This window comes from Pseudomonas sp. PvP100 (assembly GCF_017833055.1).
In the GTDB taxonomy this organism is placed as follows: domain Bacteria; phylum Pseudomonadota; class Gammaproteobacteria; order Pseudomonadales; family Pseudomonadaceae; genus Aquipseudomonas; species Aquipseudomonas syringae.
Genome location: NZ_JAFIBO010000001.1, coordinates 5,037,281 through 5,058,635, shown reverse-complemented (window position 1 = coordinate 5,058,635; position 21,355 = coordinate 5,037,281). Strand labels below are relative to the sequence as shown.

Annotated in this window: 18 protein-coding genes and 1 riboswitch; of the genes, 13 read left to right on the top strand and 5 right to left on the bottom strand. The window is 60.4% G+C overall.

Translation table 11 applies throughout. The features are described from left to right. Positions 1 to 251 precede the first annotated feature (251 nt). The 7 genes from alaC (at position 252) to otnI (ending at position 7,559) form a co-directional block, all read left to right on the top strand. Positions 252 to 1,460 (top strand): alanine transaminase, encoded by a 1,209-nt coding sequence (alaC, locus tag JOE39_RS21905; RefSeq protein ID WP_003392250.1) that lies wholly within the window; start codon positions 252 to 254, stop codon positions 1,458 to 1,460. A 173-nt stretch (positions 1,461 to 1,633) separates the two neighbouring features. Then, positions 1,634 to 2,089 (top strand): YkgJ family cysteine cluster protein, encoded by a 456-nt coding sequence (locus tag JOE39_RS21900; protein ID WP_002551717.1) that lies wholly within the window; start codon positions 1,634 to 1,636, stop codon positions 2,087 to 2,089. Positions 2,090 to 2,314: 225 nt separating this feature from the next. Continuing rightward, complete coding sequence (gene ltnD, locus JOE39_RS21895; protein WP_003316718.1) at positions 2,315 to 3,220, top strand: L-threonate dehydrogenase; 906 nt, start codon at positions 2,315 to 2,317, stop codon at positions 3,218 to 3,220. A 10-nt stretch (positions 3,221 to 3,230) separates the two neighbouring features. Beyond that, a complete protein-coding gene (otnK, locus tag JOE39_RS21890; protein WP_004414687.1) occupies positions 3,231 to 4,520 on the top strand; it encodes a 3-oxo-tetronate kinase in 1,290 nt (429 codons plus the stop codon). Then, complete coding sequence (locus JOE39_RS21885) at positions 4,520 to 5,158, top strand: aldolase (protein WP_210078288.1); 639 nt, start codon at positions 4,520 to 4,522, stop codon at positions 5,156 to 5,158. The genes otnK and JOE39_RS21885 overlap by 1 nt, the downstream gene beginning before the upstream one ends. A 135-nt stretch (positions 5,159 to 5,293) precedes the next feature. Next, positions 5,294 to 6,751 (top strand): GntP family transporter, encoded by a 1,458-nt coding sequence (locus tag JOE39_RS21880; protein WP_003414329.1) that lies wholly within the window; start codon positions 5,294 to 5,296, stop codon positions 6,749 to 6,751. Between the two features lie 22 nt (positions 6,752 to 6,773). Beyond that, the gene (gene otnI, locus JOE39_RS21875; protein ID WP_116817244.1) at positions 6,774 to 7,559 is read left to right on the top strand and encodes a 2-oxo-tetronate isomerase; all 786 of its coding nucleotides are present in this window, start codon (positions 6,774 to 6,776) and stop codon (positions 7,557 to 7,559) included. A gap of 117 nt (positions 7,560 to 7,676) precedes the next feature. On the opposite strand, the gene JOE39_RS21870 is transcribed toward otnI, so the two are convergent. After that, complete coding sequence (locus tag JOE39_RS21870) at positions 7,677 to 8,072, bottom strand: hotdog domain-containing protein (RefSeq protein WP_003316713.1); 396 nt, start codon at positions 8,070 to 8,072, stop codon at positions 7,677 to 7,679. 220 nt (positions 8,073 to 8,292) lie between these two features. Next, positions 8,293 to 8,403: riboswitch (S-adenosyl-L-homocysteine riboswitch) on the top strand. Between the two features lie 23 nt (positions 8,404 to 8,426). On the opposite strand from JOE39_RS21870, the gene ahcY reads away from it, so the two are divergent. The 3 genes from ahcY to JOE39_RS21855 all read left to right on the top strand — a co-directional run bounded on the left by ahcY (position 8,427) and on the right by JOE39_RS21855 (position 13,072). Then, the gene (ahcY, locus tag JOE39_RS21865) at positions 8,427 to 9,836 is read left to right on the top strand and encodes an adenosylhomocysteinase (protein WP_003392259.1); all 1,410 of its coding nucleotides are present in this window, start codon (positions 8,427 to 8,429) and stop codon (positions 9,834 to 9,836) included. A 189-nt stretch (positions 9,837 to 10,025) separates the two neighbouring features. Continuing rightward, positions 10,026 to 10,871, top strand: a complete 846-nt coding sequence (gene metF / locus JOE39_RS21860) for a methylenetetrahydrofolate reductase [NAD(P)H] (RefSeq protein WP_003346344.1) — start codon at positions 10,026 to 10,028, stop codon at positions 10,869 to 10,871. 311 nt (positions 10,872 to 11,182) lie between these two features. Next, positions 11,183 to 13,072, top strand: a complete 1,890-nt coding sequence (locus JOE39_RS21855) for a DEAD/DEAH box helicase (protein WP_003316710.1) — start codon at positions 11,183 to 11,185, stop codon at positions 13,070 to 13,072. 424 nt (positions 13,073 to 13,496) lie between these two features. Here JOE39_RS21855 and JOE39_RS21850 read toward each other — a convergent pair whose 3' ends face one another. The 3 genes from JOE39_RS21850 to JOE39_RS21840 all read right to left on the bottom strand — a co-directional run bounded on the left by JOE39_RS21850 (position 13,497) and on the right by JOE39_RS21840 (position 16,883). After that, positions 13,497 to 14,075, bottom strand: a complete 579-nt coding sequence (locus JOE39_RS21850) for a YceI family protein (RefSeq protein WP_003346342.1) — start codon at positions 14,073 to 14,075, stop codon at positions 13,497 to 13,499. Between the two features lie 27 nt (positions 14,076 to 14,102). Continuing rightward, on the bottom strand, positions 14,103 to 14,651 hold the full coding sequence (locus tag JOE39_RS21845) for a cytochrome b (protein WP_003316708.1): 549 nt from the start codon (positions 14,649 to 14,651) through the stop codon (positions 14,103 to 14,105). Between the two features lie 357 nt (positions 14,652 to 15,008). After that, positions 15,009 to 16,883 (bottom strand): flavin monoamine oxidase family protein, encoded by a 1,875-nt coding sequence (locus JOE39_RS21840; RefSeq protein ID WP_210078290.1) that lies wholly within the window; start codon positions 16,881 to 16,883, stop codon positions 15,009 to 15,011. A 209-nt stretch (positions 16,884 to 17,092) separates the two neighbouring features. On the opposite strand from JOE39_RS21840, the gene JOE39_RS21835 reads away from it, so the two are divergent. Then, complete coding sequence (locus JOE39_RS21835) at positions 17,093 to 18,499, top strand: adenosylmethionine--8-amino-7-oxononanoate transaminase (protein ID WP_011266413.1); 1,407 nt, start codon at positions 17,093 to 17,095, stop codon at positions 18,497 to 18,499. Positions 18,500 to 18,630: 131 nt separating this feature from the next. Beyond that, complete coding sequence (locus tag JOE39_RS21830; protein WP_210078292.1) at positions 18,631 to 19,350, top strand: 16S rRNA (uracil(1498)-N(3))-methyltransferase; 720 nt, start codon at positions 18,631 to 18,633, stop codon at positions 19,348 to 19,350. Between the two features lie 266 nt (positions 19,351 to 19,616). Here the strand turns inward: JOE39_RS21830 and JOE39_RS21825 are convergent, their stop codons facing one another. Further along, positions 19,617 to 20,231, bottom strand: coding sequence for a hemolysin III family protein (locus JOE39_RS21825; RefSeq protein ID WP_074997482.1), 615 nt, complete (start codon positions 20,229 to 20,231; stop codon positions 19,617 to 19,619). 156 nt (positions 20,232 to 20,387) lie between these two features. Here JOE39_RS21825 and JOE39_RS21820 point away from each other — a divergent pair, with 156 nt between their 5' ends. After that, on the top strand, positions 20,388 to 21,314 hold the full coding sequence (locus tag JOE39_RS21820) for a LysR substrate-binding domain-containing protein (RefSeq protein WP_024649800.1): 927 nt from the start codon (positions 20,388 to 20,390) through the stop codon (positions 21,312 to 21,314). The last annotated feature ends 41 nt before the right edge of the window (positions 21,315 to 21,355 follow it).

Genomic DNA, 21,355 nt, shown 5'->3' with positions numbered 1-21,355 from the left:
CGAAGAAACCGAACACCACGGGATCACCGTGTACTCGGCCTGAGCTCATAAACCCGCCGGGGATGACTGGCGATGAATAGCGCCGATTCTACACCGCCGGGTGGTTTGGTGGGGTCCGAATATCGGTCTTGGCACGGCGTTGCAAATCCCGATGGACAAAAGGTTATCAGCCCATCTATCTTCCTCGGCAGGCCGCCTCATGTGGCCACGTCGCTCGGACGGTTCCGGGCGCTTACGTACGCGAGATACTCATGGCAGACCAAGGTTCGCCGCGCCGCTTTGCGCGCATCGATCGACTCCCCCCTTACGTGTTCAACATCACCGCCGAGCTGAAAATGGCTGCTCGTCGTCGCGGTGAGGACATTATCGACCTGAGCATGGGCAACCCCGATGGGGCCACACCGCCGCACATTGTCGAAAAACTGATCACCGTCGCCCAGCGCGAAGACACCCACGGCTACTCCACCTCGCGCGGCATTCCACGCCTGCGCCGGGCGATTTCCAACTGGTACAAGAAGCGCTACGAGATCGATATCGACCCTGAAAGCGAAGCGATCGTGACCATTGGTTCCAAGGAAGGCCTGGCCCACCTGATGCTCGCCACGCTGGATCAGGGCGACACGGTGCTGGTGCCCAACCCCAGTTACCCGATCCACATCTACGGTGCCGTGATTGCCGGCGCCCAGGTGCGATCGGTGCCGCTGGTGCCAGGCGTGGACTTCTTCGACGAACTGGAAAAAGCCATTCGCGGCTCGATTCCCAAGCCGAAGATGATGATTCTGGGCTTCCCGTCCAATCCGACTGCGCAATGCGTGGAGCTGGATTTCTTCGAGCGCGTGGTGGCCCTGGCCAAACAGTACGACGTACTGGTGGTGCATGACCTGGCGTACGCCGACATCGTCTACGATGGCTGGAAAGCCCCGTCAATCATGCAGGTCCCGGGCGCCAAGGACATTGCCGTCGAGTTCTTCACCCTGTCCAAGAGCTACAACATGGCAGGCTGGCGGATTGGCTTCATGGTCGGCAACCCCGAGCTGGTGAATGCACTGGCGCGGATCAAGAGTTACCACGACTACGGTACCTTCACGCCACTGCAGGTGGCGGCGATTGCCGCGCTGGAAGGCGACCAGCAATGCGTGCTCGACATTGCCGAGCAGTATCGCCAGCGCCGCAACGTGCTGGTCAAGGGCTTGCACGAGCTGGGCTGGATGGTCGAGAACCCCAAGGCTTCGATGTACGTCTGGGCGAAGATCCCCCAGGCTTATGCGCACCTGGGTTCGCTGGAGTTCGCCAAGAAGCTGCTGGCCGAAGCCAAGGTGTGTGTCTCGCCGGGCATCGGTTTCGGCGAGTACGGCGACGATCACGTGCGCTTCGCCCTGATCGAGAATCAGGACCGCATCCGCCAGGCCGTTCGTGGCATCCGCAGCATGTTCAGGGCCGACGACAAGCTCAAGTCCTGAGTGCCTTCTGATACACCGCGCCTGCTGACCGACTGCGCTCGGCAGGCGCGGACGCTGCAGCCGACTGCCTGCCCACACCAGACCGACAGTCGCCTCGGCAATTTTTGATTTCTGCAAATCGCTGCAGACCGGTATGATCGCGCGCCCCGATACACCCGGAAGCCTGACCTGAAATGAAACCCACCTTGATCGCCGCCGCAGAACTCGATCGCATCGACACCTGGGCCAAATACTCCAGCCACATGTGCGGGGGCTGCGTGTCCAGTTGCTGCACGTTGCCGGTCGAAGTGAAGATCAAGGACCTGATCCGCATCGGCATCGTCGATGAGTTCGAACGCGGCGACCCGGCGAAGAACATCGCCAAGCGGCTGCAGAAAGAAGGCATCGTCGAGCGCTACAACCAGAAGTCCGAGATCTTCACCTTGCAGCGCATGAGCAACAACGACTGCCTGTACCTGGACCGCAAGAGCCGCCTGTGCACCATCTATGACAAGCGCCCGGACACCTGCCGCAACCACCCGAAAGTCGGGCCGCGCCCCGGTTATTGCGCGTACAAGCCCAAAGAAGTCGTGCGTCAGGAAAGCGGCTCACTGCGAAACGCCACCAGCGCACCAGTGCCGAAATTCTGATTCGTCAAAGACGGCGCAGCACGCCGAACATCATGGTTTTCAATCAAGCCCCGCACAGGGGCTTTTTTGTGCGCGATGGAAAAAGCCTATCGATGTTAAATTTTGTGAAAAATAAAAATACTTCACATTATTTACTCATTGATTCACTATCCGATTCACAGATCAGAACAATAACGTCCGAATGCCGGCTTCACAGGCATCGGCACTGACTTCGAGGACTACTGCATGACTGGCAAGAACGTTGGCGTTATCGGCCTGGGTGCGATGGGTCTGGGCATTGCCCGCTCGTTGCTGCGTAGCGGCTTCACTGTGCATGCCTGTGATGTGCGCACCAGCGTGACCGAAGCATTCGCCCAGGAAGGCGGGGTTGCCTGTGATTCTCCGGCCAGCATGGCCGCTGCCTGCGATGTGATCATCACCGTCGTGGTCAACGCCGAGCAGACCGAAACCGTGCTGTTTGGCGAGAACGGCGCCATTGCCGCGCTGCGTCCGGGCTGCCTGGTCATCGGTTGCGCCACCGTCGCGCCCACTTTCGCCGTCGAACTGGGCGAGCGTCTGGCCGCACAGAACCTGCTGTACCTCGATGCGCCGATCTCCGGCGGTGCCGCCAAGGCTGCCGCTGGCCAGATGACCATGATGACCTCCGGCCCGGCCGAGTCCTACGCCAAGGCAGAAGCCATCCTCAACGGCATGGCCGGCAAGGTCTATCGCCTGGGCGACGTCCACGGTCTGGGCTCGAAAGTCAAAATCATCAATCAACTGCTCGCTGGCGTACACATCGCCGCCAGCGCCGAAGCCATGGCTCTGGGCCTGCGCGAAGGTGTCGACGCTGACGCGCTGTATGAAGTGATCACCAACAGTGCCGGTAACTCGTGGATGTTCGAAAACCGCGTGCCGCACATCCTCAATGCCGATTACACGCCGCTGTCGGCCGTGGATATCTTCGTCAAGGACCTCGGTCTTGTGCTGGATACCGCACGCAGCAGCAAATTCCCGCTGCCACTCTCGGCCACCGCGCACCAGATGTTCATGCAGGCGTCCAGCGCCGGCTTCGGTCGCGAGGATGACTCGGCCGTGATCAAGATTTTCCCGGGCATCGAGTTGCCGAAAGCCAAGCCAGAAAAAGCCTGAGGAGCGACTGATGAGCCTGAATAACGCTCGCCCGCTGCTGGGCTGCATTGCCGATGACTTCACCGGCGCCACCGACCTGGCCAACATGCTGGTGCGGGGCGGCATGCGCACCGTGCAAAGCATTGGCATACCCAGCGCCGAGATGGCTGCCGGTCTGGACGCTGACGCGATTGTCATCGCGCTGAAATCGCGTACCACGCCCAGCGCCGACGCGGTGGCTGAATCCCTGGCGGCTCTGGAATGGCTGCGCGAGCGCGGCTGCGAGCAGATCTTCTTCAAATACTGCTCGACCTTCGATTCCACTGCCGCGGGTAACATCGGCCAGGTCAGCGAAGCACTGCTGGAGCAACTGGGCAGCGATTTCACCCTCGCCTGCCCGGCCTTCCCGGAAAACGGCCGCACGATCTTCCGTGGTCACCTGTTCGTGCAGGACCAGTTGCTCAGCGAATCGGGCATGCAGAACCACCCGCTGACGCCCATGACCGATGCCAATCTGGTGCGTGTGCTGCAAGCGCAGACCCGCCACAAGGTCGGCCTGTTGCGCTATGACAGCATTGCCCAGGGCGTCGAAGGCGTGCGTAACAGAATTGCCGAGCTGCGCGCCGAAGGTGTGAGCATGGCAATTGCCGATGCCCTGTCGGATGCGGATTTGTACACCTTGGGCGAAGCCTGCGCCGACTTGCCGCTGCTGACCGGTGGCTCGGGGCTGGCGCTGGGCCTGCCGGGCAACTTCCGCAAAGCGGGCAAGCTGCGCGATATCGATGCCGCCAAACAGGTCGCCATCAGTGGCGGCGAAGTGGTACTGGCGGGTAGCGCATCGGTCGCCACCAATGGTCAGGTTGCGGCCTGGCTGGAAGCTGATCGCCCTGCGCTGCGCATCAATCCGCTGGACCTGGCCGCTGGCAAGCCAGTGGTCGAGCAGGCGCTGGCCTTCGCCAAAGATGCCGGGCAGACCGTATTGATCTACGCCACCAGCACCCCGGACGAAGTCAAAGCCGTGCAGAAAGAACTGGGCGTCGAACGCTCCGGGGCCATGGTCGAAGCCGCACTTGGTGAAATCGCCAAAGGGCTGCTGGACGCAGGCGTACGCCGTTTCGTGGTGGCCGGTGGCGAAACCTCCGGTGCCGTAGTTCAGGCACTGGGCGTGCAGTTGCTGCAAATCGGCGCACAGATCGATCCGGGCGTTCCGGCCACGGTGAGCAGCGGCGCACAACCGCTGGCCCTGGCCCTCAAATCCGGCAACTTCGGTGCGCGCGACTTCTTCACCAAGGCGCTCAAGCAACTGGCGGGGGCTGCCTGATGATTGATGAAAACGCACTGCGTCAGGAAATCTGCGACGTCGGCCGTTTGCTGTATGGCCGTGGCTATACGGTTGGCAGCGCCGGCAACATCAGCGCACGACTCGACGACGGCTGGCTGATTACCCCGACCGACGCCTGCCTGGGCCGCATGGACCCGGCCGATATTGCCAAGGTCAATCTGGCCGGTGAATGGGTGTCCGGCAGCAAGCCGTCCAAGACCCTGGCCCTGCACCGCGAAGTCTACGACCGCAACCCGCAGGTCGGCGGCGTGGTGCACACGCACTCGACGCATCTGGTCGCCTTGACCCTGGCCGGGGTGTGGCAGGAAGACGACATTCTTCCGCCACTGACGCCGTATCAGGTCATGAAGGTTGGGCACATCCCCTTGATCCCTTACGAACGTCCGGGCTCGCCGAAAGTCGCCGAGCGTGTGGCGGAACTGGCCAACAGCGTGCGCGGCGTGATGCTCGAGCGCCTCGGTCCGGTGGTCTGGGAAAGCTCGGTGGCCAAGGCTTGCTATGCCCTGGAAGAGCTGGAAGAGACTGCCCGCCTGTGGCTGATGAGCAACCCCAAACCTGCACCGCTGGACCCGGCGACGCTTGAAGAGCTGCGTCAGGTGTTCGGCGCCAGGTGGTAATGAACGCACGGTGATCGGGGAGTGCATTGCGCCTCCCGGTCGAACAACAATAACAACAGGAATCGAGAGCATGACTCACCCCTACCCCGCTGTTTCGTTGTCAGCCTTTACCACCATTGACCGGAGTGCACGGGCATGACGCCGCTCATGTTGATGGTCGTGGCCGGTGCGGGCATCGCACTGCTGTTGTTTCTGGTGCTCAAGTACAAATTCCAGCCCTTTGTCGCCCTGATGCTGGTCAGCATTATCGTGGCGCTGGTCGCCGGCGTTAAACCGGCCGACCTGGTTGCCACCATCGAAGGCGGCATGGGCAAGACGCTCGGCCATATCGCGATCATCATCGCCTTGGGTGCAATGATCGGGCGCATCATCGAGCTGTCCGGCGGGGCCGAAGCGCTGGCCAAGACCCTGATCAACCGCTTCGGCAACAGGCGCACGCCACTGGCCCTGACCGTTGCCGGCTTCATGGTCGGTATTCCGGTGTTCTTCGAGGTCGGCGTGATCATCCTCATGCCGCTGGCCTACGGTGTCGCACGTGCGGCACGCAAGCCGCTGCTGATTTTCGCGCTGCCAATGTGCGCCGCACTGCTCGCCGTGCATGCGTTTCTGCCGCCGCATCCTGGCGCTGTCGCCGCCGCCAGCCAGTTGGGCGCGGACCTGGGCCGGGTGCTGATGCTGGGCATTCCGATCGTTGCCGTGCTGTGTATGATCGGCTACTTCGTCGCGGGGCGTATGACCCGAAAGACTTACCCGATGACCGATGACATCCGTGCCGAAGTCTATGGCCCGCATGTCACCAACGAAGACCTGGAAGCCTGGGCGCGCAACGATTACTCCGCTGTGCGCGAAGCGACCGAAACCCGAACAATGGGCGTTGAAGAGAGCGCCAGCAGCCTGGCAAGCAAGCTGCCGCCCGCGCCCGCACCGGGTTTCGGACTGATCATCGCGCTGATCCTGCTGCCGATCGTGCTGATTCTGATGGGCACGCTGGCCACCACCATGTTGCCGGACACTTCCACGCTGCGCGCGGTGCTGACCGTGCTCGGCGCGCCTCTGGTTGCGCTGCTGATCGATACCCTGCTGTGCGCCTGGCTGCTGGGCTCACGTCGCGGCTGGAGCCGTACCCAGGTGTCCGATGTGATCGGCTCGGCCTTGCCGGGTGTCGCAATGGTGATCCTGATTGCCGGCGCCGGTGGCGTATTCGGCAAGGTGCTGGTCGACACCGGCATTGGTGCCGTGGTCTCCGAGGCGCTGCGCAACACCGGTCTGCCGGTACTCGCGCTGGGCTTCCTGTTGACCCTGCTGCTGCGCGCCGTTCAGGGCTCGACCACCGTTGCACTGGTCACCACCGCAGGCATTCTCAGCCCGCTGATCGCCACGCTGGACCTGAGCGCCAACCACCTGGCCCTGCTGTGTCTGGCCATGGGCGGTGGCGGTCTGGCCATGTCGCACATCAACGATGCCGGTTACTGGATGTTCACCAAGCTGGCGGGCCTCAACGTCGCCGACGGCTTGCGCACCTGGACTGTACTGGTCACGCTGCTTGGCACACTGGGCTTCGTGATCACCCTGCTGCTTTGGCCATTCGTCTGACCTTTTGAAGACTGGAGTTAACATGCCTCGTTTTGCCGCCAACCTCAGCATGCTGTACCCGCAGCATGATTTTCTTGAGCGCTTTGCCGCAGCCGCTGCCGATGGTTTCGGCGCGGTCGAGTACCTGTTCCCCTACGCCTACAGCACTCAGGAACTCAAACAGCGCCTGAGAGACAACGGTCTGGTGCAGGCGCTGTTCAACGCTCCGCCGGGCGACTGGGAGGCAGGCGAGCGAGGCATTGCCACGCTGCCGGGCCGTGAAGCGGAGTTTCGCAGCGGTATCGAGCGGGCACTGGAATATGCGCAGGTGCTGGGCAATGACCGTGTGCATGTCATGGCCGGCCTGCTGCCCAATGAAAGCTTGCGTGAGCGTCATCAGGCGGTCTACCTGGAAAACCTGGCGTTCGCGGCTGAGCAAGCCAAGGGCGCAGACGTCACCATTCTCATCGAGCCGATCAACACCCGCGACATGCCGGGCTTCTTCCTCAACCGTCAGGATCAGGCGCAGGAGATCTGCAAGCTGGTGGGTGCCGACAACCTGAAGGTGCAGTTCGACTGCTACCACTGCCAGATCGTCGAAGGCGACCTGACCAGCAAGCTGCGTCGTGACTTTGCAGGCATTGGCCATATCCAGATCGCCGGAGTACCGGATCGCCATGAGCCGGACCTGGGTGAGCTGAACTACGAGCACCTGTTCAACGTCATCGACGAACTGGGCTACAGCGGCTGGATCGGCTGCGAATACCGTCCGAAAGGCGATACCAGCGTGGGTCTGGCGTGGTTGCGCGAGTTGGAGGCCAGGGGCTGAAACCAGCGGGATGGGCGACGCGGAGCGTCGTGAACGGCATTCCCACGCGCGTGAGGAACGATCATTCTGTAACGGTCGTGTCGGACGCTATGCGTCCGATGTTCAGCGACCTGAGCGTCAGTCCTCTACGTCGAACTGGTCCTTGATGTAGCGGATTTCAGTCCGGCCATGCGGCGCAGGCTGGCCGTCTTCGTCGAGGTTGACGAAGACGATCTTGTCGACGGTCAAAATGCTTTTGCGGGTGATCTTGTTGCGCACCTGGCATTTGAGGGTGATCGAGGTGCGACCGAAATCCGTGGCGGTGATGCCCAGTTCGATGATGTCGCCCTGACGCGAGGCACTGACGAAGTTGATTTCAGAGATGTACTTGGTGACCACCCGCTGATTACCCAGTTGAACAATCGCGTAGATCGCCGCCTCTTCATCGATCCAGCGCAGCAGGCTACCGCCGAACAATGTGCCGTTGGGGTTGAGGTCTTCGGGCTTTACCCACTTGCGGGTGTGGAAATTCATAGTCACTCCTGAGCGTCTGGCCGATGGATAGCTGCATGATGGCAGAGCTGGCGACCCGCGCCCATGCCTGCGTCATAGCGACTGTGCATCGACCCTATTACAGAAAGATGGTAATTGGATGGCCTTTAAACCGACAGAAAGCCTTGGGTAGAATCGCGAGCACCGCTATACTGCCAAACGTTTCAAAACGGTCATCTACGCTTGATACCGTTCCCGCCACCTGTCCGAGGGGCGCTGCAGCAGGTTTTCCCTGTCAGGCTCGGATGGGGCGTTGTTTGCCAGGACGATCCTCGACCGGCAAACCTTAAACGCACAACGGCGCCCATTCGCATTTTTATGGAATGGAGACTCTCAATGAGTGCTGTAATGACGCCCGCAGAATTCAATGACTACAAGGTTGCCGATATTTCCCTGGCTGCCTGGGGCCGCCGCGAAACCATCATCGCCGAATCCGAAATGCCTGCCCTGATGGGTCTGCGTCGCAAATACGCCGGTGATCAGCCGCTGAAAGGCGCGAAGATTCTCGGTTGCATCCACATGACCATTCAGACCGCCGTACTGATCGAAACCCTGGTTGCCCTCGGTGCCGAAGTTCGCTGGTCGTCGTGCAACATTTTCTCCACTCAGGACCAGGCTGCTGCGGCCATCGCTGCTGCCGGCATTCCTGTGTTCGCCTGGAAAGGCGAAACCGAAGAAGAGTACGAGTGGTGCATCGAGCAGACCATCCTCAAGGATGGCCAGCCATGGGACGCCAACATGATCCTCGACGACGGCGGCGACCTGACCGAGATCATCCACAAGAAATACCCGGCGATGCTGGACAAGATCCACGGCGTCACCGAAGAAACCACCACTGGCGTGCACCGCCTGCTGGACATGCTGGCCAAGGGCGAGCTGAAAATCCCGGCCATCAACGTCAACGACTCGGTGACCAAGAGCAAGAACGACAACAAGTACGGCTGCCGTCACAGCCTGAACGACGCCATCAAGCGCGGCACCGACCACTTGCTGTCCGGCAAGCAGGCGCTGGTGATCGGCTATGGTGACGTGGGCAAGGGCTCGGCTCAGTCCCTGCGTCAGGAAGGCATGATCGTCAAAGTGACCGAAGTCGACCCGATCTGCGCCATGCAGGCCTGCATGGACGGTTTCGAGCTGGTCTCGCCGTTCATCGACGGTGAAAACGACGGCACCGAAGCGAGCATCGACAAGGCACTGTTGGGCAAGATCGACCTGATCGTGACCACCACCGGTAACGTCAACGTTTGCGACTCCAACATGCTCAAGGCGCTGAAAAAGCGTGCTGTGGTGTGCAACATTGGTCACTTCGACAACGAAATCGACACCGCTTTCATGCGCAAGAACTGGGCATGGGAAGAAGTGAAGCCACAGGTTCACAAGATCCATCGTACCGGCCCAGGCTCGTTCGACGCACAGAACGACGACTACCTGATCCTGCTGGCCGAAGGCCGTCTAGTAAACCTGGGTAACGCCACTGGCCACCCAAGCCGCATCATGGATGGCTCGTTCGCCAACCAGGTTCTGGCGCAGATCTTCCTCTTCGAGCAGAAGTACGCTGACCTGGCACCCGCCAAGAAAGCCGAGCGTCTGACCGTTGAAGTACTGCCGAAGAAGCTCGACGAAGAAGTGGCCCTGGAAATGGTTCGCGGCTTCGGTGGCGTGGTGACCAAGCTGACCAAGACCCAGGCCGATTACATCGGCGTGACCGTCGAAGGTCCGTTCAAGCCAGACGCTTATCGCTATTGATAGATAGCTGCAAGCGATAAGCTTCAAGCTGCAAGCAAGTGCATTTCTCTTGTTTGCAGCTTGAGCTTGACGCTCGTTTCTTTATCGTTATTACACAGCCGTGAGCGGTAAGCATGAGGCTGCGGAGCCAGGCATACAGCCCTCTTGCAGCTTGTAGCTTGCAGCTAAAAGCTGGAGGCCTCCTACCCCATGTCTCAAGAACGCCGCTTCAGCTTCGAGTTCTTTCCTACCAAAACCGACGCTGGACATGAAAAGCTGCTGACCGTTGCTCGTCAGCTCGCTACGTACAACCCCGATTTTTTCTCCTGCACCTATGGTGCCGGTGGCTCGACCCGCGACCGCACGCTCAATACCGTGCTGCAGCTGGAAAACGAGATCAAAGTCCCTGCTGCGCCGCATTTGTCCTGCGTGGGCGACAGCAAGGACGACCTGCGCAACCTGTTGGCGCAGTACAAGGATGCGGGCATCAAACGCATCGTGGCACTGCGCGGCGACCTGCCTTCCGGCATGGGCATGGCCAGCGGTGAGCTGCGTCACGCCAATGACCTGGTGAGCTTCATTCGCCAGGAAAGCGGCAGCCATTTCCACATTGAAGTCGCCGCCTACCCGGAAATGCATCCGCAGGCGCGCAATTTCGAAGACGACCTCAAGCACTTCGTCAACAAGGCCAATGCCGGCGCCGACAGTGCGATCACTCAGTACTTCTTCAACGCCGACAGCTATTTCAACTTCGTCGAGCGTGTCGAGAAGATGGGCGTCAGCATTCCGATCGTGCCGGGCATCATGCCGATCACCAATTACAGCAAGCTGGCGCGCTTCTCGGACGCCTGCGGTGCAGAGATCCCGCGCTGGATCCGTAAACAGCTGGAAGCCTACGGCGATGACGTGCAAAGCATCCAGGCGTTCGGCGAAGAAGTCATCACGCAGATGTGCGAACGACTGCTGCAAGGCGGCGCCCCTGGCCTGCACTTCTACACGCTGAACCAGGCAGAACCGAGCCTGGCGGTGTGGAACAACCTGCAACTGCCGCGCTGAAAACGGCTGCGGCACCGCGATCCAACCGGCCGTTTCCGGGGGATCGCGGCCTCATACACCGTTGGGCAGCAGGAAAGCGGCGTATTGCGCTCGCTCTGTTATACTCCAGCCTTCCCGCCAGGCTTACGCCCGGACGCCCGGTCTTGCAATCGTCATCCGTTCACGCCAACAGCGCAATTTTCATCAAGCGCAGACGTCACGGAATGCACTGAAGACCCGGCAGGACCGGACGGGATCGCGTTGTCTTTACACGCCATTCGCGCCAGGCAAGACATCCCTTGAGCTTAAGCTCCAACAGAACAGGATTACTCATGTCCTTTGCTTCCCTCGGTCTCTCCGAGGCTTTAGTCCGCGCCATCGAGGCAGCGGGCTATACCCAGCCTACCCCCGTGCAACAGCGGGCCATTCCCGCCGTGTTGCAAGGTCGCGACCTGATGGTTGCGGCACAGACCGGTACTGGTAAAACCGGTGGTTTCGCCCTCCCTATTCTGGAGCGGCTTTTTCCCAATGGTGTTCCGGACAAATCCCAGCGTCACGGCCCGCGTCAACCACGCGTTCTGGTCCTGACCCCGACCCGCGAACTGGCCGCACAGGTGCACGAGAGCTTCAAGCTCTATGCCCGCGACCTGAAATTCGTCAGCGCCTGCATCTTCGGCGGCGTCGGCATGAACCCTCAGGTTCAGGCCATGTCCCGTGGTGTGGACGTCCTGGTGGCCTGCCCTGGCCGCCTGCTCGACCTGGCCGGTCAAGGCAGTGTCGACCTCTCCCACGTCGAGATCCTGGTGCTCGATGAAGCAGACCGGATGCTCGACATGGGCTTCGTGCATGACGTCAAGAAGGTTCTCGCGCGGCTGCCGGCCAAGCGCCAGAACCTGCTGTTCTCGGCTACCTTCTCCAATGACATCACGTCGTTGGCCGGCAAGCTGCTGCACAACCCAGAGCGCATCGAAGTCACGCCGCCGAACACCACGGTCGAGCGTATCGAGCAACGGGTTTTCCGCCTGGCAGCCAACCACAAGCGTTCGCTGCTGGCGCACCTGATTACCGTCGGCGCCTGGGAACAGGTGCTGGTCTTCACCCGCACCAAGCACGGTGCCAACCGTCTGGCCGAGTACCTGGACAAGCACGGCCTTGCGGCTGTCGCGATCCACGGCAACAAGAGCCAGAACGCCCGGACCAAGGCGCTGGCCGACTTCAAGGCAGGCGATGTACGCATCATGGTCGCGACCGATATCGCCGCACGCGGCCTGGATATCGATCAGTTGCCGCATGTCGTCAACTTCGAGCTGCCCAACGTCGACGAAGACTACGTTCACCGTATCGGTCGTACCGGCCGTGCCGGTCGCTCTGGTGAAGCCATTTCGCTGGTTGCGCCGGACGAAGAGAAGCTGCTCAAAAGCATCGAGCGCATGACCAAGCAGAAGATCGCCGACGGCGACCTGATGGGCTTCGACATCACTGCAGTCGAGGCTGAAAAGCCTGAAGTGCGTGAGCGCCCGGATGTTCGCAACTCACGTGGCGCACGTCCTGCACGTGGCGATGGCGACAAGAACAACGGTGGTCGTCGCGACAAGGGCAAGGATAAAGGCAAGGAAAAACCTGCTGCTGCCTCCGCCACTGGCGAACGCCCTGCAAGGCAGCCACGCGAAAAAAAACCTCGTGAGGGCACGCCTCGCAGCGAACAGCGTGCATCGCAACCCGCCACACCGCGTCCGGCAGCCGATCGTGCCCCTGACGAGTTCCGTGACGATGAAGTAGACAACTTTGGCAACCGCGCGGACTACGTCAGTCCTTATCAGGGCAAAGGCCAGAACCGTGGTCGTCGCCCTGCTGCCGCGCCTGGCGCAGCCGCACCGGCCGCTGGCGGCGCTGCTCGCCCGGCCAATCCGGGTCGCCCTGCCGGTGGCGCTCGCAACGGCTCGGGCAGTGGCGCGCCAAAGCGCAACGGCTCGGGTTCATCGGCACCCCGCTCGCGTGATGGTCAGCCACGTGGCCGTCGCCCGGCACGTGAAGAGCAACCCTTGCCACGTGAAGGTCAGGAGCCAGTCGCACGCGCACCCCGCGACGGCCAGCCTCAGCCAAAGATCGTGCACAAGGAATCCAAGATCGACCGCTTCCCTTCTGCCGAGCAACTGGACCAGTTGCCAAGCCGTCCACGCGGTGAAAAACCGGCCCTGCTGACCCGCAATCGCGACAGCTGATAGCCACGCAACACTAAAAACGCCCCGACTTGCTCGGGGCGTTTTTGTTTGTTGTATCGATGATCGTCGTGCGAGATGATCGCTCCCGCACTCTGCGTATACGTAAATCTGTTTTTGATTCTGGCCGAAGGCCGTAGGAGCGACCGGGGCGGCGATCCGCATTGTTCGCGAAGGCTTCAGCTCAGACGATGCATTTTCGGTGAATATACAGGCCCTTTCGCGAACAAGCGAAGCGTCGCCCGGTCCGCTCCCACGCCCTGCGGGCAGAAACCTGAAAGCGCCGTCCTCCGAGCTTTTCAGGGCTTGTATATGAAGATAAGCGCTCCGCGTAGTAGCGCAGCCTTGGACGCTCCGCGTTCGATCCTGGGCAGCACCAACAAAAACGCCGACCCAAGGGTCGGCGTTCTGTCGATCAAGCGTGCAATTACTTCTTCTGTACGCCTTCGAAGCTGATGTCCAGATCCAGCGTCTGCGACGTCGGGCCTGGGCCTTTGATGCCGAAGTCGTTCAGGTTCAGCGTCGAAGTACCGTTGAAGCCGGCACGGTAGCCGCCCCATGGATCCTTGCCTTCGCCGTTGAAGGTTGCCTTGATGACGATTGGCTTGGTCACGCCGTGCAGGGTCAGGTCGCCAGTGACGTCAGCCGTTTTCTCGCCAGTCGATTTGACTGCGGTGGAAACGAATTTGGCCTCAGGGTATTTGGCAACGTCCAGGAAGTCTTTGCTGGAGATGTGTTTGTCGCGCTCAGCGTGGTTGGTGAACAGGCTGGCGGTTTTCAGATCGACATTGATTTTACTGGCTTCAGGCTTGGCAGCATCGAAGCTGAACGTGCCGTCCCAGTCCTTGAAGGTACCGTGGATGAAGCTGTAACCCAGGTGGCTGATCTTGAAGTCAACGAATGCGTGTTGACCTTCCTTGTCGATAACGTAGTCGGCAGCCATGGCCTGGCCAGCAGACAACAATGCGGTACCCAGAGCCAGAGCGGCGAGAGACTTCTTCAACATGCGTTTATTCCCGTTTTGGTTGAACAATCAATTACGACCCAGCATACGCTTGAGGGTCACATCGCGATCGATGAAGTGGTGTTTCAATGCAGCAAGACCATGGAGCCCCGCGAATATCACGATGACCCAGGCCAGATACAGGTGAATCCAGCCAGCCGTTTCTGCCTGATCAGGAAGGCCCGAAACCAGCGCGGGCACATCGAACAGGCCGAATATCGGAATCCCCACGCCATCGGCGGTGGAAATGAGATACCCGGCGAACATCACGGCAAACAACGCGACGTACAAAAACAGATGGCCGAATGCGGCACCGATGCGCGTCAACTTACTGTAGCTGGTCAACGGCGGCGGTGGCGGACTGAGCAGACGCCAGACCACGCGGATCAACATGACCGCAAACAACGTGATGCCGATGCTCTTGTGCAGATCAGGACCCGCCTTGCGCCACGTGTCGTAGTAATCCAGCCCAACCATCCACAGCCCCAGCGCAAACATTCCAAACACGACAGCTGCCACACCCCAGTGCAGCACTATGCTGACCAGACCGTAGCGAGAGGATGAATTACGTAGCTGCATTACCAGTACCTTGTCAGAAGTGTTACCAGACTAGCTTTTTATCTATCGAATGAAAGCGCAAAATTTTGCTCGGACGCATCGAACAATACGATAGGTCTGGTGGGCAGTTCGTACCTCGATTCTGTTGCTTCCCTCAACACCTGAACCTCTGTTCAGCGGTGTCAGGCTGTCCGCGCTGCAGCAGCATCCCGATAATTTGCCGTCAGTAACACTTTGCAATGACCATCGGCCTTTCGATACCGATGAACGGCACGATCAGGCCCGACAAGGGCTACCCACAGGGATAGAACGAATCGAGCGCGCATAAAAAAAGGGATGCGGTATGAACCGCATCCCTTTCAGTCAGCCATCGGACGGTCAGTTATTGGCGTCTGCAGGCGCTGCTTCAGCAGGGGCCTTGGCTGGCGCCGGTTTGCTCTGAGCCTTTTTCGCGGCCTCTTTTTTGGCCGCTTCCTTCTTCGCAGCCTCTTTTTTAGCCGCTTCTTTCCTGGCCGCTTCCTTGCTTTGCACTTTCTTCGCAGGCTCGGCCTTGGTCGCTGGTTTCTTCGCTGGCTCGGCTTTTACCGGCGGTTTGGCAGGCTGGACAACCGGCGCAACCACGGGTGCCGAAGGGGCAGCCGGTGCAGGCGCTGGAGCAGGCTCTACAGCTTTCTCTACCGGAGCAGGTGCCGGGGCCGGTTCTTCACCGCCACCGAACATGCGCGAGAAGAAACCTGGCTTGCCAGCCTGCGGCTTGGCAGGTTCAGCCGGTTTGTCGGAGGAACCGCCGAACAGGTTACTGAAGAAATTGCCTTCGGACTTCTGCGAAGCAGGGGCCGGTGCTTTCGGCGGTGCAACCTTGACCGGCTCGAACGACTTGCCAGCGGCCAGATCCTGCACCTGACCGGCTGCACGCTGACCGCTGCGCAGGGCGCCTTCCAGAGTGCCGGGGTACAAGGTGTCGGTGTGCTCGCCAGCAAAGGCTACGCGCAGGATCGGCCGCTCCCACAAGCGCCAGTATTTGCTGATCTGGCCGGGACCGAACGCCAGGTAAGAACCGCCGGTGGAAGGATCGACGCTGTAACGGCGGATTTCATAGCCGGTGTAGGCGCCGCGTGCCTCAGGGTAGAACGCATGCAGACGGATCAGCACCTGATCGACCATCTGCTTGTCACCGAAGGCCTGCATGATGCGTGCGTTGTCGCCAGACAGGTTGATCACCACGTTGGCGCCACCTTTAAGCGCCGGCTCTACCCACAACATGCCCAGACCGGTGTTACTGAACACTTCACCGGACATGCGCGCCTTGCTGTCCCAGACCGGAGTCTTGAACTTGAGCATGATCTGGTCGCGCCAGCCGTAGTTGGTACTCTTGATCGCGCCCATGTGCTGCGCGTCCAGTGCAGGCGTCATCTGGATCTTGCCCAGCGAACGCAACGGCACGGCCATCACTACATAGTCTGCTGTATAGCTGGTGGCGCCAGCCTTGACCGTGACCTTGTCCTTCTCTTGAATGACTGCCGTCACCGGCGAGTTGGTCTTGACGGTCTTGAGTTGCTTGACGAACGCCTGGGTCAGCACCGCACTGCCACCGGGCAGGCGTGCAGCACGCAAGTCACGCTCGTCGACCGAACGATACACCCGCGATTGCTGGGCGAGGTACAGCAGCGACAGGCGCGAAGGCTCGTCGTAGCGGGTACGGATCTGCTGGTTGATCAACTGACGCGCCGTGACAGGCAGGTTCAGGCGGTCCAGCCAGTTGGCGACGTTGATCTGGTCGAGCGCAAACAGCGTGCTGTTGGACGCCGGGTTTTCCGGGTCGTCGACCGAACGCGCGAGGTTATCCAGCGTGTCGTTGTAGCGTTTGATGGCTTCGGCGGTCGCCGGCTGTTTGGCGGCCAGGTCAGCTTGGGTGAAGTACACACCGTCGATCAGGTAACTGGGCGTGCGCACGAATTCAGGCGCGGGCACGGTAGACAGCTTGAAGCTGTCCAGGTAGCGGTTCAGCACAGGCTGAGCCTTGGTGTTGCCGATCCACTCGCTGGTCGCCAGACCGGAGCGGCCACCCAGGCTCGGCTTGGCTTCCAGCACCGTCACCTGCCAGCCTTTGGCCTGCAGTTCATAGGCGGCAGTCAAACCTGCCAGACCACCACCGACGACAATGGCGGTTCGTTGTTTTTCATCGGCGAGCGTCGAAACGCTGACCAACCCTGCCACTATCAGCGCACACGCGCGCAGCCAACCAGAAAGCATTCGGCGAACTCCAGAAAACATAGGGAAGATAGGGCAAGTCAGCCCGACACATCGACTCGCTGCGCAGGATACGCGAGCCATCAAATAGCCGCCAGCAATGTCCATCGACCGTTAAAACTGCATCAAAGGTTGTTCCGCAGCCGGGCATTGCATAGGCTTGCGCGATTGTTCGTCCTCGCATCAGGCGAGTCGCTACCCGGAGATTGAAAATGGGCCTCAATGACCAGTGGATGCAACGTGACCTGAAGGTCCTGTGGCACCCCTGCACCCAGATGAAAGACCACGAAAATCTGCCGTTGATACCGATCAAGCGCGGTGAAGGCGTATGGCTTGAAGACTTCGAGGGCAAGCGTTATCTGGACGCGGTCAGCTCCTGGTGGGTCAACGTTTTCGGACATGCCAACCCGCGCATCAATCAGCGCATCAAAGACCAGGTCGACCAGCTGGAGCACGTTATCCTCGCCGGTTTCAGCCATCAGCCGGTGATCGAGCTGTCCGAACGGCTGGTCAAACTCACGCCTGACGGCCTGACCCGCTGCTTCTACGCTGATAACGGCTCTTCGTGCATCGAAGTTGCACTGAAAATGAGCTTTCACTACTGGCTCAATCGCGGCCAGCCGGACAAGAAACGCTTCGTCACCCTGACCAACAGCTACCACGGCGAGACCATGGCGGCGATGTCGGTCGGTGACGTGCCGCTGTTCACCGAAACCTACAAGGCGCTGCTGCTCGACACCATCAAGGTGCCGAGCCCCGATTGCTACCACCGCCCGGACGGCATGAGCTGGGAAGAGCATTCGCGCAACATGTTCGTCGCCATGGAGCAGACCCTCGCCGAGCACCACGCCAGCGTCGCGGCAGTGATCGTCGAACCGCTCATCCAGGGTGCAGGCGGCATGCGCATGTATCACCCGATCTACCTCAAGCTGCTGCGCGACGCCTGCGACCGCTATGGCGTGCACTTGATCCATGATGAAATCGCTGTCGGTTTCGGCCGTACCGGGACCATGTTCGCCTGCGAACAGGCCGGCATTCGTCCGGACTTCCTGTGCCTGTCCAAAGCGTTGACCGGTGGCTACCTGCCGCTGGCCGCCTGCCTGACCACCGATGATGTATACGACGCGTTCTACGACGACTACCCGACCCTGCGTGCGTTCCTGCACTCGCACAGTTACACCGGCAACCCGCTGGCCTGTGCGGCGGCGCTGGCGACCCTGGATATCTTCGAGCAGGACAACGTCATCGAAAACAACAAGGCTTTGGCGCAACGCATGGCGACGGCCACTGCGCATCTGGTCGATCATCCCCATGTCGCGGAGGTGCGTCAGACCGGCATGGCCATCGCCATTGAAATGGTTCAGGACAAGGCCACCAAGACCGCCTACCCGTGGCAGGAACGCCGCGGCATGAAAGTCTTCCAGCACGCACTGGAGCGTGGCGCACTGCTGCGGCCACTGGGCAGTGTGGTGTATTTCCTGCCGCCGTATGTGATCACGCCGGAGCAGATCGACTTCCTCGCCGAGGTGGCCAGCGAAGGTATTGATATCGCGACACGCAGCAGTGTCAGTGTTGCCGTGCGCGAGAACTTTCATCCGGATTTCAGGGATCCGGGTTAAGGCTGGAAATTGCGGCGTCATGACTGACGCCTTCGCGGACAAGTCCGCTCCTACAGGGGCCTGGCTGCACATGCGGGAGCGAGCCGGGTGACGGCGTCATCACAAAACGAACACTGGAACCGAGACACACCATGAGACTGTCCCGCTTTTTTACTGAAACGCCGCTGAGTCTGGGCGAGCATGAACTGCCTGAGGCCCAGGCGCATTACATCAGCCGCGTGCTGCGCATGACCGAAGGTGACGCGCTGCAACTGTTCGACGGGTCGGGTCAGGAGTTTCGCGGCACCTTGCTGGAAGTCGGCAAGAAGCGCGTGCATGTGCAGCTCACTGAAAGCTTCGCGGGCCAGGTAGAGTCAGGCCTGCGCATTCATCTCGGTCAAGGCCTGTCGCGGGGCGAGCGGATGGACTGGGCCATTCAAAAGGCCACCGAGCTGGGCGTCAGCGAAATCACGCCGATTGTCAGCGAACGCTGCGAGGTGCGCCTGAAAGACGAACGCGCCGAGAAGCGTCAGGCGCACTGGCAGCAGATCGCGATCAGCGCCTGCGAGCAATGTGGCCGCTCCGTGGTGCCGGTTATTCATGCGCCGATGCCGCTGGCCGAGTGGATCAAGCACACCGAGGCCGACCTGAAACTGGTCCTGCACCCGGTGGCCGAACCCCTGACCAGCCATGACAAGCCCGCCAGCCTGGCCTTTCTGATTGGTCCGGAAGGCGGTCTGAACGATGCGGAAGTCGCTCAGGCGCAAGACGCCGGCTTCCACGCCGCGCGCCTCGGCACACGCGTGCTGCGCACTGAAACCGCTCCCGTGGTCGCGCTCAGCGTGGCGCAGCAGTTGTGGGGCGATTTCTGATCGCTGATGATGGTCCCCACGCTCATGCGCTCATCGTTATACACAAGTCCTGATGGGCTTCTGCCCGGAGGGCGTAGGAGCAAACTTGTTCGCGAAGACAGTTGTTCAGGCGATGCATTTTCGACGAATATACTGGCCCTTTCGCGAACAATGCGGATCGCCGCCCCGGTCGCTCCTACGGCCTTCGGCCAGAATCAGAAGCAGACTTACGTATAACGCAGAACGCTGGAGCGTGGTAACGGGTGTCAGGTCCCGACCGCCCATCCTCACAGCACATAAAAACAAATCGCCACGAAGTGCATCAAACTGCCGCCGATGACGAACAGGTGCCAGATGCCGTGAAAGTGACGGATCTGGTCGTAGGCGAAGAACAGGATGCCGACGGTGTACAGCACGCCGCCTCCGGCCAGCCAGATGAAACCCGATACACCGAGCGCAGCCAGCAGTGGCTTGACGGCCACCAGCACGATCCATCCCATCACCGCGTAGATCACGATGGACATGATGCGCGCTTCGGAGCGCGGTTTAATCTCTTGCAGGATGCCGATCAGCGCCAGCCCCCAGACAATTCCGAATAGGGTCCAGCCCCACGCGCCGCGTAATGTCACCAGACAAAACGGGGTGTAGCTGCCGGCAATCATCAGGTAGATCGAAAAATGATCGACCTTCTGCATGATCGATTTCGAGCGTCCCTTGACGCTGTGGTAGACCGTCGAGACGCTGTACAGCGTCACCAGACACACACCATAAATGGCTATGCTGACCACTTTCCAGACATCACCATGCAGGCACGCCATGACCAATAACCAGATCGCACCGACGGCCGCCAGTACGGCGCCAATTAGGTGCGACCAGGCGTTGAATTTTTCTCCGTAGTACATCCGCTCAATACCTCTCTTAATGGCGAAAACACTGGAAACAGAGACTCCGGCTTATTGAAACAAACCGCAACACCTGTGTCAGTGACGGATATTTTAAGCAGCTATCGACGCATGAGTTGTGCACAATCAGCGCACCTCAACCATAAGCGCCACGACATGCAGATCGATGACGAACTGACGCTCAAGAAACTGGAAATATTCCTGGCCTTCATGCGCACCGGCAATCTGGCGCGGGCGGCGGAAGAGTTGCAGACCAGTAACGTCAGCGTACACCGCGCCATTCACTCGCTGGAAAGCGCGCTGCGTTGCCCGTTGTTCAAACATGAGGGACGCAACCTGACGCCGCTCGAAAGCGCGTATGTGCTGGAAGAACGTGCACAGAAACTGGTCCAGGATGTGCTCGCCACGGTAGAGCTGACCCGTCAGGCGGCAGGCTTCTCAGCGGCGCGGTTTCGCCTGGGGGCGTTGTATTCGCTGACGGTCAAGACGGTGCCGCAGTTGATCATGGGCCTGAAGATCCGCCGCAGCGAGCTGAATATCGACCTGATTCTGGGCTCGAACATGGACCTGCTCTACAAGCTCAAGAACATGGAAGTCGATGCGATGCTGGTGTCGCTAGATGAAAGCACCCATGACCCGGACTGCGAGCACCTGGCGCTGTTTTCCGATGACATCTTTCTCGCCGTCCCCACCGACTCACCGTTCGCCGAACACCCTGAAGTGGACCTGGGCGACCTGCGCGAAGCGACGTTCATCACCCTGACCCAAGGCTTCGCCACGCACCGCGACGGGATCCGGGTGTTCCAGCAGGCCGGTTTCGAGCCCAAGGTGGCGATGCAGGTCAATGACATCTTCACCCTGCTTAGCATGGTCAGCTCCGGCGTCGGCTACGCACTGCTGCCGGGGAGAATCGCCGCGGTCTATGAGAACCGCGTGCGCCTGATCCCGTTGCAGAGCCGCTACCGGATGCAGCAACACATCGGCATTGTTTTTCTCAAGTCCAAACAGCGCGATCCCAACCTGCTCGCGCTGTTGGCCGAGTGCCGGATGTACACCAACCGGCTGCTGGAACAGACGACCTGACCTTGGTTCTGTACGAAAAGTCGGCGAGCGAAGGTCAGGCG

Excerpts from the sequence above, each read along its gene's own strand:
- ahcY (WP_003392259.1), top strand. The coding sequence starts at position 8,427 with ATGAGTGCTGTAATGACGCCCGCAGAATTCAATGACTACAAGGTTGCC.
- JOE39_RS21855 (WP_003316710.1), top strand. The coding sequence starts at position 11,183 with ATGTCCTTTGCTTCCCTCGGTCTCTCCGAGGCTTTAGTCCGCGCCATC.
- JOE39_RS21870 (WP_003316713.1), bottom strand. The coding sequence starts at position 8,072 with ATGAATTTCCACACCCGCAAGTGGGTAAAGCCCGAAGACCTCAACCCC.
- JOE39_RS21820 (WP_024649800.1), top strand. The coding sequence starts at position 20,388 with ATGCAGATCGATGACGAACTGACGCTCAAGAAACTGGAAATATTCCTG.
- otnK (WP_004414687.1), top strand. The coding sequence starts at position 3,231 with ATGAGCCTGAATAACGCTCGCCCGCTGCTGGGCTGCATTGCCGATGAC.
- JOE39_RS21830 (WP_210078292.1), top strand. The coding sequence starts at position 18,631 with ATGAGACTGTCCCGCTTTTTTACTGAAACGCCGCTGAGTCTGGGCGAG.
- metF (WP_003346344.1), top strand. The coding sequence starts at position 10,026 with ATGTCTCAAGAACGCCGCTTCAGCTTCGAGTTCTTTCCTACCAAAACC.
- otnI (WP_116817244.1), top strand. The coding sequence starts at position 6,774 with ATGCCTCGTTTTGCCGCCAACCTCAGCATGCTGTACCCGCAGCATGAT.
- JOE39_RS21850 (WP_003346342.1), bottom strand. The coding sequence starts at position 14,075 with ATGTTGAAGAAGTCTCTCGCCGCTCTGGCTCTGGGTACCGCATTGTTG.
- JOE39_RS21840 (WP_210078290.1), bottom strand. The coding sequence starts at position 16,883 with ATGCTTTCTGGTTGGCTGCGCGCGTGTGCGCTGATAGTGGCAGGGTTG.
- JOE39_RS21900 (WP_002551717.1), top strand. The coding sequence starts at position 1,634 with ATGAAACCCACCTTGATCGCCGCCGCAGAACTCGATCGCATCGACACC.
- JOE39_RS21885 (WP_210078288.1), top strand. The coding sequence starts at position 4,520 with ATGATTGATGAAAACGCACTGCGTCAGGAAATCTGCGACGTCGGCCGT.
- alaC (WP_003392250.1), top strand. The coding sequence starts at position 252 with ATGGCAGACCAAGGTTCGCCGCGCCGCTTTGCGCGCATCGATCGACTC.
- JOE39_RS21880 (WP_003414329.1), top strand. The coding sequence starts at position 5,294 with ATGACGCCGCTCATGTTGATGGTCGTGGCCGGTGCGGGCATCGCACTG.
- JOE39_RS21845 (WP_003316708.1), bottom strand. The coding sequence starts at position 14,651 with ATGCAGCTACGTAATTCATCCTCTCGCTACGGTCTGGTCAGCATAGTG.
- JOE39_RS21825 (WP_074997482.1), bottom strand. The coding sequence starts at position 20,231 with ATGTACTACGGAGAAAAATTCAACGCCTGGTCGCACCTAATTGGCGCC.
- ltnD (WP_003316718.1), top strand. The coding sequence starts at position 2,315 with ATGACTGGCAAGAACGTTGGCGTTATCGGCCTGGGTGCGATGGGTCTG.
- JOE39_RS21835 (WP_011266413.1), top strand. The coding sequence starts at position 17,093 with ATGGGCCTCAATGACCAGTGGATGCAACGTGACCTGAAGGTCCTGTGG.